At 67.1% G+C, this 16,806-nt stretch carries 16 protein-coding genes; 5 read left to right on the top strand and 11 right to left on the bottom strand.

The genetic code is table 11. From position 1 onward, the window contains the following. The first annotated feature begins 60 nt into the window (after positions 1-60). From B1A78_RS00935 to B1A78_RS00920, 4 genes are all read left to right on the top strand, one after another. Positions 61-495, top strand: a complete 435-nt coding sequence (locus B1A78_RS00935) for a TIGR01244 family sulfur transferase (protein WP_077145164.1) — start codon at positions 61-63, stop codon at positions 493-495. After that, positions 492-899, top strand: a complete 408-nt coding sequence (locus tag B1A78_RS00930) for a hypothetical protein (protein WP_077145163.1) — start codon at positions 492-494, stop codon at positions 897-899. The genes B1A78_RS00935 and B1A78_RS00930 overlap by 4 nt, the downstream gene beginning before the upstream one ends. Continuing rightward, positions 892-1,806: a sterol desaturase family protein gene (locus B1A78_RS00925; protein WP_077145162.1), complete on the top strand. Its 915-nt coding sequence runs from the start codon at positions 892-894 to the stop codon at positions 1,804-1,806. Before B1A78_RS00930 ends, B1A78_RS00925 begins: the two co-directional genes overlap by 8 nt. Before the next feature lie 185 nt (positions 1,807-1,991). After that, on the top strand, positions 1,992-3,578 hold the full coding sequence (locus B1A78_RS00920) for a GMC family oxidoreductase (RefSeq protein ID WP_077145161.1): 1,587 nt from the start codon (positions 1,992-1,994) through the stop codon (positions 3,576-3,578). Between the two features lie 75 nt (positions 3,579-3,653). Here the strand turns inward: B1A78_RS00920 and B1A78_RS00915 are convergent, their stop codons facing one another. Continuing rightward, on the bottom strand, positions 3,654-4,193 hold the full coding sequence (locus tag B1A78_RS00915; RefSeq protein WP_077145160.1) for a helix-turn-helix domain-containing protein: 540 nt from the start codon (positions 4,191-4,193) through the stop codon (positions 3,654-3,656). Positions 4,194-4,278: 85 nt separating this feature from the next. On the opposite strand from B1A78_RS00915, the gene B1A78_RS00910 reads away from it, so the two are divergent. After that, a complete protein-coding gene (locus B1A78_RS00910; RefSeq protein WP_077145159.1) occupies positions 4,279-4,659 on the top strand; it encodes a VOC family protein in 381 nt (126 codons plus the stop codon). A gap of 458 nt (positions 4,660-5,117) precedes the next feature. Here B1A78_RS00910 and B1A78_RS00905 read toward each other — a convergent pair whose 3' ends face one another. The 10 genes from B1A78_RS00905 to B1A78_RS00860 all read right to left on the bottom strand — a co-directional run bounded on the left by B1A78_RS00905 (position 5,118) and on the right by B1A78_RS00860 (position 16,773). Next, positions 5,118-7,487: a TonB-dependent receptor gene (locus B1A78_RS00905; RefSeq protein ID WP_077145158.1), complete on the bottom strand. Its 2,370-nt coding sequence runs from the start codon at positions 7,485-7,487 to the stop codon at positions 5,118-5,120. A gap of 301 nt (positions 7,488-7,788) precedes the next feature. Beyond that, positions 7,789-9,168 (bottom strand): ammonium transporter, encoded by a 1,380-nt coding sequence (locus B1A78_RS00900; RefSeq protein WP_077145157.1) that lies wholly within the window; start codon positions 9,166-9,168, stop codon positions 7,789-7,791. A 17-nt stretch (positions 9,169-9,185) separates the two neighbouring features. Further along, a complete protein-coding gene (locus B1A78_RS00895; RefSeq protein WP_003043080.1) occupies positions 9,186-9,524 on the bottom strand; it encodes a P-II family nitrogen regulator in 339 nt (112 codons plus the stop codon). A 306-nt stretch (positions 9,525-9,830) separates the two neighbouring features. After that, positions 9,831-10,526, bottom strand: coding sequence for an endonuclease/exonuclease/phosphatase family protein (locus B1A78_RS00890; RefSeq protein WP_077145206.1), 696 nt, complete (start codon positions 10,524-10,526; stop codon positions 9,831-9,833). 51 nt (positions 10,527-10,577) lie between these two features. Beyond that, positions 10,578-10,790: a DUF2007 domain-containing protein gene (locus tag B1A78_RS00885; RefSeq protein ID WP_077145156.1), complete on the bottom strand. Its 213-nt coding sequence runs from the start codon at positions 10,788-10,790 to the stop codon at positions 10,578-10,580. Next, positions 10,790-11,356 carry a pyridoxamine 5'-phosphate oxidase family protein gene (locus tag B1A78_RS00880; protein WP_077145155.1) on the bottom strand — a complete coding sequence of 189 codons (567 nt, stop codon included), beginning with the start codon at positions 11,354-11,356 and terminating at the stop codon, positions 10,790-10,792. Before B1A78_RS00880 ends, B1A78_RS00885 begins: the two co-directional genes overlap by 1 nt. 34 nt (positions 11,357-11,390) lie before the next feature. Then, complete coding sequence (locus B1A78_RS00875; protein ID WP_144037622.1) at positions 11,391-11,966, bottom strand: DUF924 family protein; 576 nt, start codon at positions 11,964-11,966, stop codon at positions 11,391-11,393. Between the two features lie 6 nt (positions 11,967-11,972). Beyond that, entirely contained in the window at positions 11,973-12,383 is a 411-nt protein-coding gene (locus B1A78_RS00870) for a hypothetical protein (protein WP_077145153.1), read from the bottom strand. 221 nt (positions 12,384-12,604) lie between these two features. After that, on the bottom strand, positions 12,605-13,822 hold the full coding sequence (locus tag B1A78_RS00865; RefSeq protein WP_077145152.1) for a hypothetical protein: 1,218 nt from the start codon (positions 13,820-13,822) through the stop codon (positions 12,605-12,607). Between the two features lie 125 nt (positions 13,823-13,947). Next, entirely contained in the window at positions 13,948-16,773 is a 2,826-nt protein-coding gene (locus B1A78_RS00860) for a CHAT domain-containing protein (RefSeq protein ID WP_218667920.1), read from the bottom strand. Positions 16,774-16,806: the final 33 nt, after the last annotated feature.

Raw genomic sequence — 16,806 nt, 5'->3', positions numbered from 1 at the left:
CGAGGCGCCCCCGGGTATTCGCGCTTGTCAGCAAGCGGGCGGCGGGAGTAGATCGGCGCCATGAGCGATTTTCGAACCCTGTCCGCCGACTATAGCGTCGCCCCGCAAATCTCGATCGAGGATGTCGCCGAGGCCAAGGCCGCGGGTTTTGCGATGATCGTCAACAACCGACCCGACGGCGAGGAGCCTTCGGCGCCGCAGGGCGACGATATCGCGCATGCCGCGGCGGCCGAGGGGCTGGCCTATGCCGCGATCCCCGTCGGCCATGCGGGCTTCAGCCATCCGCAGCTCGACGCGCTCGAAACCCTGCTGAAGGATGCGACGGGCCCGATCCTCGCCTATTGCCGCTCGGGCACGCGCTCGACGCATCTGTGGGCGCTGACGCGCGCGCGCGCGGGCGACGATGTCGGGGGCATCGTCGATGCGGCGGCGAATGCGGGTTACGACCTGAGCGGGCTGCGGCCGATGATGGACGCGCTCGCGGGCGAGAAATGAGCCTCGCCGACCTCATCCAGCTGGGCGCCTCGCTGGTCGCGGTGCTGTTCGTCGCGTGGCTCGTCGGCAAGCTCGGGCTCGGCGCCGACCCGCGCATCGCCGACGACGCGCATGCGATCCGCCTCGCCGAAGAGGCCGAGGCGGGCTTCGGGGGCACCGAGGTCGCACGCGACCGCGCGGGCTTCGCCGCGATCGTGCAAAATGCCGAGGGGCGGATGATGCTGGTGCGCGCGCATGGCAATCATTTCGCGGCACGGCCCGTCGACCGGCAGGTGATCGCGCGGCTCGACAAGGATTTCCTGACGCTGACCCCGCCCGAGCGGACCTTCGGCGCGGCGACGCTCAACCTCGGCAAGGAGGCCGGGGTGTGGGCGGCGCGGATGCGGAACCTGGCGCATGGATAAATTGCCCGATCCGGTCGTCTATGCGGTGCCGGCGTTCATCCTGCTGCTGATCGCCGAGATGCTCTATTCGCTGCGCAAGGACAAAAGCCGCTACGAGGCGCGCGATACGCTTACCTCGCTGATGCTCGGCACGGTCAGCCAGGTCGCGGGTGCGCTCGTCGGCGCGGCGGTCGTCGGGATGTCGGTGTGGGTGTACCAGTACCGGCTGTTCGACATCGGGCTCGATTTCGCCACTTGGTGGTGGGCGTGGATCCTCTGCTTCTTCCTCGACGATCTGGCCTATTACGCCTTCCACCGCAGCGCGCATCGCGTGCGCTGGTTCTGGGCGAGCCATGTCATCCACCACAGCAGCCAGCATTATAATCTGTCGACCGCGCTGCGGCAGACCTGGACCGGCTTCTTCAGCCTGACCTTCCTCTTCCGCCTGCCGCTGTTCCTGATCGGCTTCCCGCCCGCGATGGTCTTTTTCTGCGCGGGGCTGAACCTGATCTACCAGTTCTGGATCCATACCGAGGCGATCAAGCGGCTGCCGCGCTGGTTCGAGGCGGTGATGAACACCCCGTCGCACCACCGCGTCCACCATGGCGTCAATCCGCGCTACCTCGACGCCAACTATGCCGGCGTGTTCATCATCTGGGACAAGATGTTCGGTAGCTTCGTTCCCGAGCGCGACGACGAGCCGGTCCGCTATGGCATCGTCAAGCAGCTCGGCAGCTTCAACATCCTCTGGGCCGCGGTCCATGAATGGGTCGGGATCGCGAAGGACGTCTGGCACGCGCCTTGGCGGCACAAGCTCAGCTATATGTGGCGCGAACCCGGCTGGAGCCACGACGGCAGCCGCGCGACGAGCGCGACGATCAAGGAACGCTGGGCGGCGGGGCGGCCGGTCGAGGAACCGGCGGAATAATTTTCTGTCATTGCGAGGAGCCGAAGGCGACGCGGCAATCTCCAGCCATCGGACGCGCGCAAGCTGGATGGCTGGAGATTGCTTCGCTTCGCTCGCAATGACGAACGCCCCCCTTGCCACACCCGCTAATGACATTCATGTAAGCATCTCGACGACCACCGAACGGGTGGCGAGGGGAGCGGTATATGGATCAGTTCGACATCATCGTCATCGGCGGCGGCAGTGCGGGGAGCGCGGCGGCGGGGCGGCTTGCCGAGGATGGCACGCGCAGCGTGTGCCTCGTCGAGGCGGGCGGGACGAACGACATCATCCGCATCAAGACCCCAGGCTTCATGCCCTTCATTCCGAAGGCGTCGAACTATCAATATGACACGCTCCCGCAAAAGGGGCTGAACGGCCGCATCGGATATCAGCCGCGCGGTCGCGGGCTCGGCGGGTCGAGCGCGATCAACGCGATGGTCTATATTCGCGGCCACAAATTCGATTACGACCAGTGGGAGGCGCTGGGGGCGACGGGCTGGAGCTATGCCGATGTGCTGCCCTGGTTCCGGCGCAGCGAAGGCAATGAGCGCGGCGCCGACGCGTTTCACGGCGCCGACGGGCCGCTGAGCGTCATGGACCAGCGCTGGCCCAATGTGACGAGCCGGCGTTTCGTCGAAAGCGCCGCGGCGCTGCAATTGCCGCGCACCCCCGATTTCAACGGCGCCAACCAGGAAGGTTTCGGCCTCTACCAGACGACGCAAAAGGCGGGCGAGCGCTGGTCGGCGGCGCGCGCCTATGTCGAGCCCTTGCGCGGGCGCGCCAATCTCGACATCCGCACCAAGGCGCTGGTCGAGAAGATCCTCGTCGAGGACGGCCGCGCGGCGGGGGTCGTCATCCGGCGCGGCGGGCGGCGCGAGACTTTGCGCGTGCGCGGCGGGGTGGTGCTGTCGGCGGGCGCATTCAACAGCCCGCAGATTTTGATGCTGTCGGGCATCGGTCCCGGCGCGCATCTGGCCGAGCATGGCATCGACGTGGTGGCCGATCGCGCCGCGGTGGGCGCCGATCTGCAGGATCATATCGACTATGTGTCGAGCTGGGAGACGAGGTCGACCGATCCCTTCGGCGACAGCCCCGGCGGTAGCTGGCGGATGGTCAAGGCGATCTTCGAGCATCGGCTGAAACGCACCGGCATCATGACGACCTGCTTTGCCGAGGCGGGGGGGTTCTGGAAATCGCACCCCGACCTGCCCGCGCCCGACATCCAATATCATTTCGTCCCCGCGATGCTCGAGGATCATGGCCGGACCAAGGTGAAGGGGCATGGCTTTTCGATCCACGCTTGCGTGCTGCGCCCCGAGAGCCGCGGCACGGTGCGGCTGGCGTCGGGCGACGCCGGCGCCGCGCCGGCGATCGACCCGGGCTTTCTGACCGACGACCGCGACATCGCGACCTTGCGCGCCGGCGTGCGGATGATGCACCGCATCGCGGCGGCGCCGCCGCTCAGCGACTATGCCGGGGTCGATCGGCATCCGGTCGATATCGACGATGATGCGGCGCTCGACGCGCTGATCCGCAGCCGCGCCGACACCGTCTATCATCCGGTGGGGACGTGCCGCATGGGCAGCGACGCCGATGCGGTGGTCGACCCGACCTTGAAGGCCAATGGCATCGACGGGCTGTGGGTCGCCGACGTGAGCATCATGCCGCGGCTGGTCAGCGGCAACACCAATGCGCCGAGCATCATGATCGGCGAACGCGCGGCCGATTTCGTGAAGGCGGCGTTGGCGTGAATTGATCCCCGTCGAAAGCCGGGGCCCATGACCGGTGGCGCTCGGTATCTGGACCCCGGCTTTCGCCGGGGAACGCTAAGCGCACGCCTCCGCCAGCACCCGGCCATTCGCCGTCAGCGCATAAAGGCTGCTCGGCGGCCGCCCGTCGATCACGTCGCGCACGACCAGTCCGTGCTCGCCCAGCGCGGTCAGTCCTTGCGACAGCGCGCGCGGGGTCGCGGGCGCGAGCAATCGTGACAGCGCGTTGAAGCGGTCGTGTCCCGCGCCGATCCCCGCGACCAGCGGCAGCCCCCAGCGCGTCGCCGCGCCCGGCGGCAAGCCGATCGCCGCCTGCGCTTCGGCGATCGTCGCGGCGCGCAGCGCGGCGGCGTGGCCCGCTTCGGTGAGGATATATTCGGGGCGCAGCGGATGGCCGTGACCGGGGTTTCGCTGCACCCAGCCGATCGCCGCTGCGGCGCCGAGCGTGCGGGTCAGGCTGTCGCGCGAGAGCTGCAACCGGTTCACCAGCCCGACGAAGCGCGCGCCCTTGTGCGCCGCGAGATCGGCGAGCAGCGGCACCAGCCAGCGATGGCTGCCGAGCTGCGCGAGCAGCGGATCGGGGCTTCTTGACGGCATTTGCCAGTAACTATACAAACCGTACCAGTGGTGCAACGGGAATCGCGCGCGACATCGTTCGCGCGGCCGGCAGAGGGAGCAATTTATGGCGTTGAAGATCGGATCCGAACTCACCTGTTCGATGGGGGTCAGCGACATGACCGCATCGATCGCCTGGTACGAGCGGGTGATGCTGTGCGAGCTGCTCTACCGCGCCGACGAGATCGGCTGGTGCGAACTCCGGACCCCGATGGCGGGGGTGAATATCGGGCTGAGCCAGGTCGAGGCGGTGGTGCAGGGCGGCGGCGCGACCAATGTGTTCGAGGTCGAGGATATCGACGCGGCGAAGGCGCATCTCGATGCCGAAGGCGTGCGGCAGGACGGCGATATCCAGCATATCCCGGGGCTGGTGAAATTGCTGACCTTCTACGATCCCGACGGAAACGCCTTCATGTTCTCGCAGTCGGAGATGGGCGCGGCGGCCTGAGACGGTCTGCCCGAAACGGATAAGCCCCGCCGCATCTCTGCGGCGGGGCTTCCGATGCTTGCGTCCGGAGACGCGAAGCGATTCCAGTCTTTCTTTCGATCGATTGGACTATTGAAACGCGCCCTGCCGGCGATGGTTCCCGAAAAAATTTGTGCAGCAAAACAGGATGATTCGCGCAGCAATGATTCGCGGGCCGGATCGGGGAGCAGGCGCGACTGCCGCAAAGTGAGGCACGTTTTTCTGCGTGTTTTCGGAGCGGCGCGTGCTGCGCACAAAAAAAGAGGGCCGGGACTTGCGTCCCGGCCCAGCCTTTCAGGCTCTCCCCTCCTGAAACTCTTGAGTGTTGAATGCCATATTAATGTCATCCTGAAAAGGCCTAAATTTGCATCACCACTGCCTATTTATTGTGCATCTGCGAAGGCGGGTCTCCGGCCCGGGAAACCCGCCCCCGCCGGCTCCTAGAAGCTCTTGCGCGCGGTGATGCCGAAGGTGCGCGGCTGGCCGACGGTGTAGCCGAGGCGGGCGCGCCCGCCGCGTTCGCGATCGAACGAGAGCAGCGCATTCTCGTCGAACAGATTGTTGACATAGACGATCAGCGACAGGCCATTCTCCATGTCGACCCCGGCGCTCAGGTTGACGAGCTGATAGTCGGGCAGCTGCAGGTCGACCGTCGTCGAGGCGTTCGCCGGGGCGCCGCCGAAGGGCAGGCCGTGGACGAAGGTCCGCGGGTTGTTTTCCTGATCCGCCGGCTGGGTATAGCGCGTGCCGACATGCTGGAACGACGCCGAGACATAGGCCGAGGCGGTATCCGAGACCGGGAATTCATAGCTGCCCGAAGCCGACAGCTGGAATTTCGGCACCGACGGCAGGCGGTTGCCCTCGCGAATCCCCGTTGCGGTGGTCAGCGCACCGGGCAGGGTGGTGTCGAACTCGGCCTCGATCAGGCTGCCCGACAGGCTGAGGTCGAGCCCGTCGGCAGGGTTCAGCCCGAGTTCGAATTCGACGCCCATCGAATGCGCTTCGGGGACGTTGAACACGATGCGCGACGAGCAGCTGCCCGCGTCGAGCGTGACCTGGAGGTTGCGGATGTCGTTGTAGAAGGCGGCGGTGTTGAAGGTGAAACCGCGCCCCTGCGATTTCACGCCGACCTCGTAGTTCCACAGGCTTTCGTCGTCATAGCTCTGGAAACCGCCGAACAGCGCCGCGTCGGCGGGCGAGCAGAGCGGCAGGTTGAGCGGGTCGTTGACCCCGCCGAGGCGGAAACCCTTCGACGCCTGCGCATTGACGCTGACATTGTCGGCGACGTCGTAGGAGAGCAGGAAGCGCGGGGTGAAGCCGCTCGACTTGGTGCTGTCGGTGCGGTTGTCGCCATTGGCGAACAGGCCGCCCGACACGAAGCTGCGCGTTTCCTTGAAGTCGTAATAGCGCCCGCCCGCGGTTGCGGTGAAGGCGTCGGTGATATCGTAGCTGACCTCGCCGAACAGTGCGAACTGCTTGATGTCATAGGGCAGGAACGCGTTGTACGGCGAATTCGGACCGAAGCCGTTGGCGACCGCCGCCGAGGTCCCCGCGCCGAGCGTCGCGTCGGTGACCGCGTCGTAACCGGGGGTCGGCAGCGTCTGGGTGTAGACGCGGTCGATCTTCGAATAGAAGGCGCCGACCACCCACTGGAACGGGCTGTCATTGTCCGATGCCAGCCGCAGTTCCTGCGTCCAGGTTTCGAGGTCGGTGGTGTCGACCAGGTTCGACGGCAGCAACACGCCCGCGGTCGGGAAGCCGAGGTCGACCGACACCGATCCGGTGAGCGCGCTCGCGTCGCGGCTCACCAGGATGTCGCGGTTGATATAGCTGGTCACCGACGTCAGCTTGGCGCCGCCCAGCCCCACATTGATGTTGAGGTCGGCGATCAGCGTTTCGTCCTCGAATGCCTCGCGCAGCAACAGATATTGCTCGCGCTCGTCATAGGTCACCTGCGGCCGCGTTGTGGTGAAGCGATTGCCATAGAGATTGTAGATGTCCTGGCGGTTGAAGCCGTCGGCGGTCACCTTCTGATAGACGATGCGCGGGGTGATCGAGACGTCGTCGACAGGCTCGAAGGTCAGCGCGAGGCGGCCGCCATAGCGTTCGCCGCTGTTGACGTCGTTGCCGCCAGCGGGGCTGACCGCGTTGATGAAGCCGCCGTAGCGCGTGTAATAGCCGACCGCGCGCACTGCCGCCTTGTCGCCGAGCGGCAGGTTGATCGCGCCCTTCAGATGGCCGCCGATATCGTCGCCGTCGACGAGGTTGAGGTTCGCCTCGACGCTGCCCTCGGTCGTACCGAGCTTGGGCTGGTTGGTGATGTAGCGGATCGTGCCGCCGACCGAGCCCGAGCCGAACAGCGTGCCCTGCGGGCCGCGCAGCGTTTCGACGCGGTTGAGGTCGTAAAGATCGATGTCGGGGGTGAAGAGCGAGAGCGAGATCACGCTTTCGTCGAGATAGACGCCGACCTGTTCCTTGACGCCGGGCTGGTCGCGTACGACCTGCCCCGCCGACACGCCGCGGACCGACACCTGGCTCTGGCCGGGGCCGAGGTTCTGCACCGACAGGCCCGCGACGTTGCGCGACAGGTCCTCGAGCGTCACCGCCCCGGATTTCTGAATGTCCTCGGCGGTCTGCGCGTTGATCGAGAAGGGGATGTCCTGGAGATTGGCGTCGCGCTTGGTCGCGGTGACGATGATGATGTTGCCGTCATCCTCTTCGGCGCCGGCGGTCTGCGCGGCGGCGGGCGTGACGAAAGAGGCCAGCGCGAGCGTCGAAAGCCCGGCCAGCAGCATAGTGCGAGCATGCATGATGTTTTCCTCTCTGAGCAGCGCGGGACTATGTTGTCCCGTCGCGGCAAGAGAAGTGCGCCTGTTGTCACAAATCCGCAATGGGGTCGCGGGGGGTGCGCAATAAAATGTCGGCGCGCTGTTGCATCGCGGCCACAGCGGCGGCGTGCGATCGGTCAGCCCCTCTTGCCGGTCCGGCCGCCGCGATCAAAAAAAGAGGCCGGGGACTTCGCCCCGGCCAGTGGTTCGCAGGAGGAACCTGGGTTGGACCCCGCCGCCTTTTGAAAGAGGAGAGAGCGGCGGCGGGTATCCAGTCTCGTAATCAGTAGTTGTAGGCGCGCTCGCCATGTTCGCCGAGGTCGAGGCCTTCGCGTTCGACTTCCTCGCTGACCCGGAGGCCAGTGAGCGCCTTGGCGATGTAGACGGCGATCGCGGTGCCGATGGTCGACCAGATGATCGTGGTGACGACCGCCATGACCTGCGTCATGATCTGCGGGCCGAGGGCATAGTCTTCGCCCGCCGGGCCGCCGAGCGCGACCAGCATGGTGAAGGCGGTGCCGATCGCACCGACCATGCCGCCGACGCCGTGGATGCCGAAGGCATCGAGCGAGTCGTCATAGCCGAGCTTGGCCTTGATCTTGGTGACCGCGAAGAAGCAGACGAACGAGGCGACGACGCCGAGCAGGATCGCGCCGAACGGGCCCGAGTTGCCCGCCGCCGGGGTGATCGCGACGAGGCCGGCGATGACACCCGAGCAGAAGCCGAGCGCCGAAGGCTTGTGGCCACCGAGCTTTTCGGCGAGCATCCAGGCGAGCGCGGCGGCGGCGGTGGCGACCATCGTGTTGATCATCGCGAGGCCGGCCGAGGCATTGGCTTCGAGCGCCGAGCCGGCGTTGAAGCCGAACCAGCCCACCCAGAGGAGACCGGTGCCGATCATCGTCATGGTCAGCGAGTGCGGCGCCATGATTTCCTTCTGGTAGCCGATGCGCTTGCCGAGGATCAGCGCGGCGACCAGTGCCGAGACGCCGGCATTGATGTGAACCACGGTGCCGCCGGCGAAGTCGAGCGCGGCCGGCGTATCGGTGCCGAACATGCCGCCTTCGAAGAACAGGCCGCCGCCCGCCCACACCATGTGCGCGATCGGGAAATAGACGATGGTCAGCCAGATCGCGCCGAACACCAGCATCGCCGAGAATTTCAGGCGCTCGACGACCGAACCGAGGACCAGCGCGAGAGTGATCGCGGCGAAGGTCATCTGGAACGAGATGAACACATATTCGCTGATCACCTCGTCGGTGAAGGTCGCGCCGGTCGAGTCGGCGTTGACCCCGGCGAGGAAGAATTTGCCCCAGCTGATGAAGGCATTGCCCTCGGGACCGAAGGCGAGGCCATAGCCGTAACAAACCCAGATCAGCATCGCGAGACAGGCGGCGGCGCCGACCTGCGTCATCGTCGAGAGCATGTTCTTGGTGCGCGTCAGACCGCCGTAGAAGAGCGCGAGGCCCGGCAGGATCATCATCAGCACGAGCACGGTGGCGGTCATCATCCAGGCGTTGTTGCCCGGATTGGCGACCGCGGGAGCGGCCTCAGCGGCGGGTGCGGCGGCTGCCGCCGCGGCGTCCTGCGCCCAGACGGGCAGCGCGGCGAACAGCGCGAGGCCCGTGGCCCCGGCTCCTGCCGCAATCTTGTTTGCGAAGTTCATTGCTTCCCCCTTTATCGTTAAAGCGCGGCTTCGCCGGTCTCGCCGGTGCGGATGCGCACGGCCTGACCGACGTCGAGCACGAAAATCTTGCCGTCGCCGATCGACCCGGTTCCGGCGCTCTGCTGCAGCGTTTCGACGACCCGCGGTGCGAGCGCGTCGTCGCAGACGAGCTCGATCTTCACCTTCGGCACCATGTTGGTGGCATATTCCGCGCCGCGGTAGATTTCGGTTTGGCCCTTCTGACGACCGAAGCCCTTGACTTCGGTCACGGTCATTCCGGCGATGCCCAGCCCGGTGAGAGCTTCGCGCACCTCGTCGAGCTTGAACGGTTTGATGATAGCCAGGATCAGCTTCATGACGCCCCCTTTTGTTTCTTGGCAGATGCTGCACTGCAACAGCCGTGCCAGATTGCGCGGGGCCGCGATAAGTTAACATTTTGTGACGAATTGGACCCCGCACGCGACCGATTGAGTCAGCGATATGGGCAGGCGAGGCAGTGTTGTGCCCAAATTTTAGGCAGGCCGCTCCCCCTCCCGCTTGCGGGAGGGGTTAGGGGTGGGCGCGAGCGTAGCGAGCAATCGACGGCACAACTGCCCACCCCGCTGCGACTAACGAGCAAGCTCGTAAGTCTCGCTGCCCCTCCCGCCTGCGGGAGGGGAGACCTAGGCCCGCTCGAACCGCGCCCAGATCGGCAGATGGTCCGATGCGCGCGCCGCGAGCGCGCTGCGATGCACCCCGGCGTCGACCGGCTGCAGGTCGGGCGAGGCGAAGATGCGGTCGAGCTTGGCGACCGGGCGGCGGCTGTGGAAACTGTGGCCGGTGTCGACCAGCCGGTGGCGCTCGCCGAAATCATGGAGGCAGCCGCCCTGGTTGCGCCACTCGTTGCAGTCGCCCATCAGGATCGTCGGCAATTCCTCGCCTTCCGAAACATGGTGGAGGATCGCGCGCGCCTGTTGCCGGCGCCGCAGCCCCGAAATGTCGAGATGCATGCCGACCACGCGCAAGCGTGTGTCGCCGATGCGCAGCGTCGCCGCGACCGCGCCGCGCGGTTCGAGCGTCGGCAGGTGCAGCGCGTGGCTTTCCTCGACCGCGACGCCCTTGCGGACGAGCAGCGCATTGCCGTGCCAGCCGATCGCATAGGGGCGGCCGCCGAGCAGGTCGACCGGCACATAATCGCTATGCTCCTCGAACATGTGCGGCGGGATCGCGCTGGCGCGGGTCCCGAAACGGCGGTCGGCCTCCTGCAGCGCGACGACATCGGCGTCGAGTTCGCGCAGCACCGAGAGCACCCGCCCGGGGTCGCGGCGCCGGTCGAGCCCGATGCCCTTGCGCATATTATAGCTGGCGACCTTGATCATCTCGGGCTTTTTCACAGGATTAGGGACGTTCGACGCGGGCTTAGGTTGCGTTCAGACGGTGCCGAACTCGGCCATCAGCGCCTGTGCCTCGGTGAGATCCTCGTCGAGCACCATCACGCGCACCGGGATGAGCAACCCGACGCTTTCGGCGATGTTCATGCCGGCGTCGAAGCACACGGCATGCACGCCCGCGCTCTCGAGCCGGCCGCGCAGCAGCTCGGCCTCGACCCCGTTCGGCAGCCGTATGAGCTCGACGAGCGGCATCAGGCGGGATCGCCGGCGATGAAGCGGTCGGTCGGGCGTGCGGGCAGGCCGTCGATGCTCTTCGTCCGCCCCTTGGTTTTCTCGACCCACGCCACCGGGTCGGCCTGGCGGTGATATTTCTGCAGCGTGTCGCGCTCGTGGCTGAGTTCCATCATCGGCACGCCCCAGCCGCAGCTCGTCTGGACGCTGTCGACGTCGATCACGAAAATCTGGCGGGTGCCGGGGATCAGCTTGAAATGCGCGGCGATCGCGTCCCAGTCGGCGTCCTGCGGCAACACCGCGCGGCCGCGGCCATAGATGCGCAGGATCAGCGCGCTGCGGTCGAAGGCGCAGAACATGATCGTGATCCGCCCGTCGGCGGCCAGATGCGCGTGCGTTTCGTTGCCCGAACCGCCGAGGTCGAGATAGGCGACGCGGTTTTCGGACAGCACGCGAAAGCTGTCGGCATAGCCCTTGGGCGACAGGTTGATCCGCGCCCCCTCGGCGGCGGTGGCGGTGAAATAGACCGGCTGCCTTTCGATGAAGGCGATATGCTTGTCGGTCAGGGTATCGGTGAAATCGGCCATGGTCGGGGCTCCGCGAGAATGTGGCGCACCCCTATCACCATTGGCTGCCTTCCTCCACCGCCGCTTCCTCGCCGGGTCGCGTCGCCCGGCCGAGCACCGCGTTGCGGTGCGGGAAGCGGCCGAAGCGATCGATCACGTCAAAATGCTTCTGCGCATAATCGTGGAACTGCGGATCGGCGAGCTGGCCGAACAGCCGCAGCGATTCGCGCTGGTCGGCGATATCCTCGCTATGCTGATAGGGGAGATAGGCGAATTGCCGCCGCTCGTCGGGCCAGCCCCGGTCCCAGCCCTTCGCAACGATGCCGCGCGCGATCGCGCGGGCGAGGTCGTCGGTCGCGAAAGCCTCGGCGCTGCCGCGATGGATGTTGCGCGGCACCTGGTCGAACAGGATCGCCGCAGCGAGCGCGGTGTCGGGATCGGTCAGGAAATGTTCGGCGGGCAGCGAACGCAGCGCCGCCAGCCAGTCGCCCGCGAGCGACCGGATGGCGGCGTCGAAAGCATCGCCGCCGCCATACCAGTCGTCCATGCCATGGCCGTCGAACCAGAAGGCGAGCAGCTGCGCCGCCCAGTCGGCGGGCGGTGCGACGGCTTCGCGGTTGTCGTCGGTCATCATGGCTTATTTCGCGGCGCTATCGACCTTGCGATAGGGCACGAACTCGCCGAGCGAGACGAAACCGCTGTACATATGGCTGGTGCGGTCGACGAGCTGGACCGCATCGATGCTGCACAGCTGGCTGCCGATCGTCTTGGTGACGAGGATATCGTCGTCGTCGAGCGATGCGGCGCCGCCCTTCGGCCGGTTGACCCACATCGTGCTGCCGACACGATAGACGATCGCGGTGCCGTCGATGATCGTCGAGCTGCGTGCGGTCGACAGCGGGATGCAATTCTGCGGTTCGCCGGCGACGCGGTCGCCGAGCAATTTGGCGAGCTGCTCCTCGCCGCTCAGCTTGTCCTTCGCCGATGCGGCGGCGGGCATGGCGGCGATCGCCGCGGCGGCAATGATGGTGGCAATTAACGGACGCATGGTTCGACTCCTGTCATTCAACACACACCCTCTGCCGCCAATATAGGGCGCCTCGTCTGAACGACAACTGACCGGCGCCTGTTCTCCCCTCCCGCAGGCGGGAGGGGTCGGGGGTGGGCAGCAACGTTGCAAGTGCCCACCCCGCTGCGACTAACGAGCAAGCTCGTAAGTCTCGCTGCCCCTCCCGCTTGCGGGAGGGGAGCATCGCGCCACCTGTGCCCTCAGCAGGCGCCGTCGGGCAGCGGGATGCCGAGCGGGCCCTTGCACTTCTTCTTCTTGGCGGGCGCCGCGGGCGCGGCCTCGCCGCCGCTCGACCCGCCGCCGCTCATCCCGCCGAAATCGGCGCCGACCATCAGCATGGTGTAGGAGCGGAAGCGCACCTTCGCGGTCCAGTCGATATTCCACACCCCCGTGGCGGGCTTGGGCGGATAGGAGAAATTGGCCTCGGGGCCGAAGGCGTTGAGGTTGCCCATCATGAACTCGCCCGACGCCTTCTTGACCTCGGCAGGGATCTGGCACGTCGTCTGCGACGGCGGCATCACGATCTTCTTGGTGATCAAATTCGCGACCACCGACGGCGGCAGCCAGTCCCACAGCCCGCCGCCGAATTCCTTCGTCGCGCTGCTCGTCCACCAAACGATGTCGCCGACGTCGTTCTTGCCGTTTCCATTGCCCATGCCGCCGATTGTCCACGCGGCATAGCCCGTCGCATTGGTCACCGGGTTCCAGCGGATCGTCACCGATCCGTCGGCCTGGTCGGCGGTCGAGGCCTGGAGCGCGGGCATATAATCCTGCGCGAGGGTGAAGTTGATGTCGCCGCCGAAATTGCTCGCGACGCGGTGCGCGCCGAGCAGGCTGCTGTCCTTGGACGGCATCTTGGTGGACTTGCTGTTCGGCCATTCGACATAGGATTTGCTGTTTTCGGGCGACACCTCGCGCACGATCGGCACCGCGGTCGAGAAGAGGTTCGGCGGAATCTGCCCTGCGGCAACCTTGGCGAAGTCGATGATCACCGGCTGTCCCGGCCCCGCCTTGGCGCCGCAGCCCCAATAGAGCAGAAGCCGGCCCTTCGGCCGTTCGAACTCGGTCGGATAATCGCCTTCCTTGCGCTCGCGCCCGATCAGCGGCACCGATTTGCCGAGCTTGGCCTGCGGCAGGAAGAAATGGTCGCCCTTGGGCGGCGGCGCGGTCGGCAGGTCGTTCGACCCGAGGCGCAGCATCAACTGGCGCGCCAGCGCATTGTCGGGGCCGCCGCCGAACATCATGCTCATCGCGCCGCCCATGCCGCCCTTGCCGCCCATTGCGGCAAAGCCCGACATCGTCGCGGCGTCCATTTCATAGCGTTCCTTGGGACCCGTGGTCTTCTGCTGCGCCGCGACCGGCGCGCTCAGCATCGCGGCGATCACTGCCGCCGACGCAAATCGATAGATCTTGTGCATAATTCCTCCCTGCGACCGGAGGCCGAGCCCCCGGGGAAAATCCTATGCGACCCGATTCTGCTTTTGTTTGAACCGGCTATAGGCGCGGCGAGGGCGCACGCCAAGTGAGCGGGGTCACAGCCGCGTCACGGCGCCGGATCGGTCGTCCCGACATAGACGAGCGGCGCCCAGAAGGCGGGCGCCGACGCCTCGGGGTCGCGGCGCAGCGCGAGCACCGCGTTATGAAAGGCGCTGCTGCTCGCGCCGGGTTTTTGCTCGATCGCGGCGAACAGCCGGGTGACGATCGCCGCCCCCGATGCATCGTCGAGCGGCCAGTGCGACACCAGCAACGCCCCCGCCCCGGCATAAAAGAAGGACTGCGCCAGTCCCGACAGCCCCTCGGCATCGCCGCCCTTCGCCGAACTCGCGGTGTTGCACGCCGACAGGATGACGATGTCGGCGGCGAGCTTGAGCTGTGCCGCCTCCGACGCGGTGAGCAGCCCGTCGTCGAGCTCGGACTGCGCGCCCTCGGCGGGCGGGGTGAAGACCAGCCCCGGCTCGCCGTCGAGCCCGGTCTCGCTCGCGAGCAGTCCGTGGGTCGAGAAGAGGACATAGCGCGCCTTTTTGAGATTCGGGCTCGTCTTGATCACCGCCTCGGTCGCCGCGGGGCCGGTCAGCGCGGTCGCGGTGTCGCCGGGGAACAGCGCGCGCACCCCGTCGATCTCGCGCTGCGCGCCGGGCAGGTACGACATTTCGAGGATGCGCGCCGGGCTCGCGACGCCGCGATCGAAAATTTCCGAATATTCGACGACGCCGCGGTCGGCGCCGGGGAAGCCCTTGAGCGCGGGCGCCCCGGCGGCGAACAGCGTCGGTGCCGACGCGTCGCGCGCGCGCGCGGGGCCGTCGCCGCACGCGGCGGGGCGCTCGGCCTGGGCATGAAGCAGGCAGCGGATCGAAAAGAGGCTCGAGACCGAGGGCAGGGTGGTCACTTCATAACGGTCGATCAGGAACGCCGGCTCGCCCTCGGGCGGCACCGGTGCGGTGACGAGCAGCGTGAGCGGCAGCCCGCTCAGCGGCCCCGGGGTTACCGTCATCAGCCGCGTCGCGCCGCCGAGCGCGGGCTCGATCGGCGCGATCAGCTCGCGGTAGAGCCGGTACGCCAGCGCCTCGTCGAAATTGTCGACCGACCCGACCCAGCGTTCCTTGATGTCGCGCTTCAATTGCGCGCGCAGCGTGTCGACGTCGCGCGCGAGCGCGTCGCGGGTGAGCGCCGAACGATGCCAGGTGAAGCCGCGCTGCGTCAGCGCGAAGACCGAGGTGCCGCGCGCGTCGGGCAGGAAAAAGAGCAGCGCCTCGCCCTTGCCGAGCAGCGCCTGCACGCGGTCGGCGGCGAGCGGGCGCGGCTTGACCAGCCCGTCATAGGCAGGGTCGATCGCGGCGATTTCTTCGGTCGACATGTCGCCCATCACGGCATCGACGTCGCGCAGATAGAATTTTCGCAGCAACTCCTGATCGTCGCCGCCAGGCACCGACAGCCATTGCGCGATGTCCCGATTGAGCGCGGCGACGCTGTCGCGCACCTCCTGCCGGAACCGCTCCTTTTCGGCGACCGGTCCGCTGCTGCGCGACGTCTGTGCGGCCACCTTGGCCAGTGTCGCCGCGGTCTCGCCGATCGACGACCATTGCGCCGCGGCAAAGGCGTCGGCGCGCGCGGTGGAACTTGCGGTGTCCGGGGACAGGGCCCCGAGAAAGCCCTCGAAGGCGGGACGATATCGGCGGACGGCCAGGACAAGTCCTTCGGTGGTCTGCGTCGCCTCGACGCGCGCGGTGGCGCCCGCGACGGCCTGGCGATAGTCGGCGGCGGCGGTCTCTCCCGCGGCGGGATCGCGCGCCAGAATCGCCGCCCCGCGCGCGACATGTGCGTCAATACGGCGGTCGTCGGTCAGGTCCCATGTCCGGGCGACGGCCGGAATCGCCTCGTCGAGGATCGCCGCGCCCTCCTCGACGCGCCCCTCGGCGACAAGCGCCGCGCCGATCCGGCTGCGGAATTCGAGCGCCGAGCTGCCGCTGCCGCCGCGCAGCAGATCGGGCTCAGCGTCGAGGCGCGCGATGGCCTTTGCCGGTTGTCCAGTGCGGGCAAGGAAGGCGATATAGTCGCGCGAGAGCCGCCCGCGCACGGCGTCCCATTGGTCTGGATCCCAAAATTCGCCATTGCGTTCGAGTTCGAATTCATAACCGACATCGGCGCTGATGAAACTGGCCGGCTGATCAGATGCGATCGGCGCGTCGGGGACGAGTCCCGCCACCGCGAGATAGTCGGGCAGCGCCGGCTTGGCGTCGGGCGAGCCGATCAGCGTCAGGGTCGAAAGCAGGCCGTCGGCCGAGGCAAGGAAACCGCGCGCCTCGTCGGTGCGGCCCTGCACGGCCAGGTTGCGCGTGAGCCGCAGCAGCGCATTGCGGAGCGGTGCATCGGAAAGCCGGGTGGTGCCCGTAAAATCCATGGCGCGGACGATGTTGTAGCGCAGCCCGTCGCGCAGATGCTGCTCGCCCTCGACCGGACGGCCATAGATCGTCAGCATCTCGCCCAGATTGCCGTAGGCCGAGGCGAAGATCGGACCGTCGAAACCCTCGAGCTTGCCCACCTCGTCGTGGAGCCGGCGCGCGGTGCGCAGCGCGAGTCCTTCGCCGCGCTCGTCGCGGTCGAAATCGCCATGATCTTCGGCCCAGGCGGTGAGCGCGTCGCTCTCGGCCGCAAGCAGCCCGATGCACGCCGCAAAGCCGTTCGCCGCCATGCACGCTTCATGCTCGCGCCGCGCGAGCGTCATCGCCTGGTCGAAACGCTCGGCGGCCAGCGCCTCGGCGAGCGCGGGGCTCGGCGGCAACGGCGCGACCGCCAGCTCGGCGCGCGCAGCGCCGGGAAGGGCGAACAGCAGCGCGAGCGCCAAGAGGCTATATCGAAACGAAAATCCCACCCGCGTCCCCTTGTCCGCGCGACCCGGGCTCTG

This window comes from Sphingopyxis sp. KK2 (assembly GCF_001990265.1).
GTDB lineage: Bacteria > Pseudomonadota > Alphaproteobacteria > Sphingomonadales > Sphingomonadaceae > Sphingopyxis.
Note: the sequence above shows the minus strand (reverse complement) of the source record. Positions and strands in the feature narration are given on the sequence as shown.

Excerpts from the sequence above, each read along its gene's own strand:
- B1A78_RS00870 (WP_077145153.1), bottom strand. The coding sequence starts at position 12,383 with ATGCGTCCGTTAATTGCCACCATCATTGCCGCCGCGGCGATCGCCGCC.
- B1A78_RS00890 (WP_077145206.1), bottom strand. The coding sequence starts at position 10,526 with ATGATCAAGGTCGCCAGCTATAATATGCGCAAGGGCATCGGGCTCGAC.
- B1A78_RS00900 (WP_077145157.1), bottom strand. The coding sequence starts at position 9,168 with ATGAACTTCGCAAACAAGATTGCGGCAGGAGCCGGGGCCACGGGCCTC.
- B1A78_RS00880 (WP_077145155.1), bottom strand. The coding sequence starts at position 11,356 with ATGGCCGATTTCACCGATACCCTGACCGACAAGCATATCGCCTTCATC.
- B1A78_RS00925 (WP_077145162.1), top strand. The coding sequence starts at position 892 with ATGGATAAATTGCCCGATCCGGTCGTCTATGCGGTGCCGGCGTTCATC.
- B1A78_RS00910 (WP_077145159.1), top strand. The coding sequence starts at position 4,279 with ATGGCGTTGAAGATCGGATCCGAACTCACCTGTTCGATGGGGGTCAGC.
- B1A78_RS00895 (WP_003043080.1), bottom strand. The coding sequence starts at position 9,524 with ATGAAGCTGATCCTGGCTATCATCAAACCGTTCAAGCTCGACGAGGTG.
- B1A78_RS00930 (WP_077145163.1), top strand. The coding sequence starts at position 492 with ATGAGCCTCGCCGACCTCATCCAGCTGGGCGCCTCGCTGGTCGCGGTG.
- B1A78_RS00935 (WP_077145164.1), top strand. The coding sequence starts at position 61 with ATGAGCGATTTTCGAACCCTGTCCGCCGACTATAGCGTCGCCCCGCAA.
- B1A78_RS00865 (WP_077145152.1), bottom strand. The coding sequence starts at position 13,822 with ATGCACAAGATCTATCGATTTGCGTCGGCGGCAGTGATCGCCGCGATG.
- B1A78_RS00920 (WP_077145161.1), top strand. The coding sequence starts at position 1,992 with ATGGATCAGTTCGACATCATCGTCATCGGCGGCGGCAGTGCGGGGAGC.
- B1A78_RS00905 (WP_077145158.1), bottom strand. The coding sequence starts at position 7,487 with ATGCATGCTCGCACTATGCTGCTGGCCGGGCTTTCGACGCTCGCGCTG.
- B1A78_RS00885 (WP_077145156.1), bottom strand. The coding sequence starts at position 10,790 with ATGCCGCTCGTCGAGCTCATACGGCTGCCGAACGGGGTCGAGGCCGAG.
- B1A78_RS00915 (WP_077145160.1), bottom strand. The coding sequence starts at position 4,193 with ATGCCGTCAAGAAGCCCCGATCCGCTGCTCGCGCAGCTCGGCAGCCAT.
- B1A78_RS00875 (WP_144037622.1), bottom strand. The coding sequence starts at position 11,966 with ATGACCGACGACAACCGCGAAGCCGTCGCACCGCCCGCCGACTGGGCG.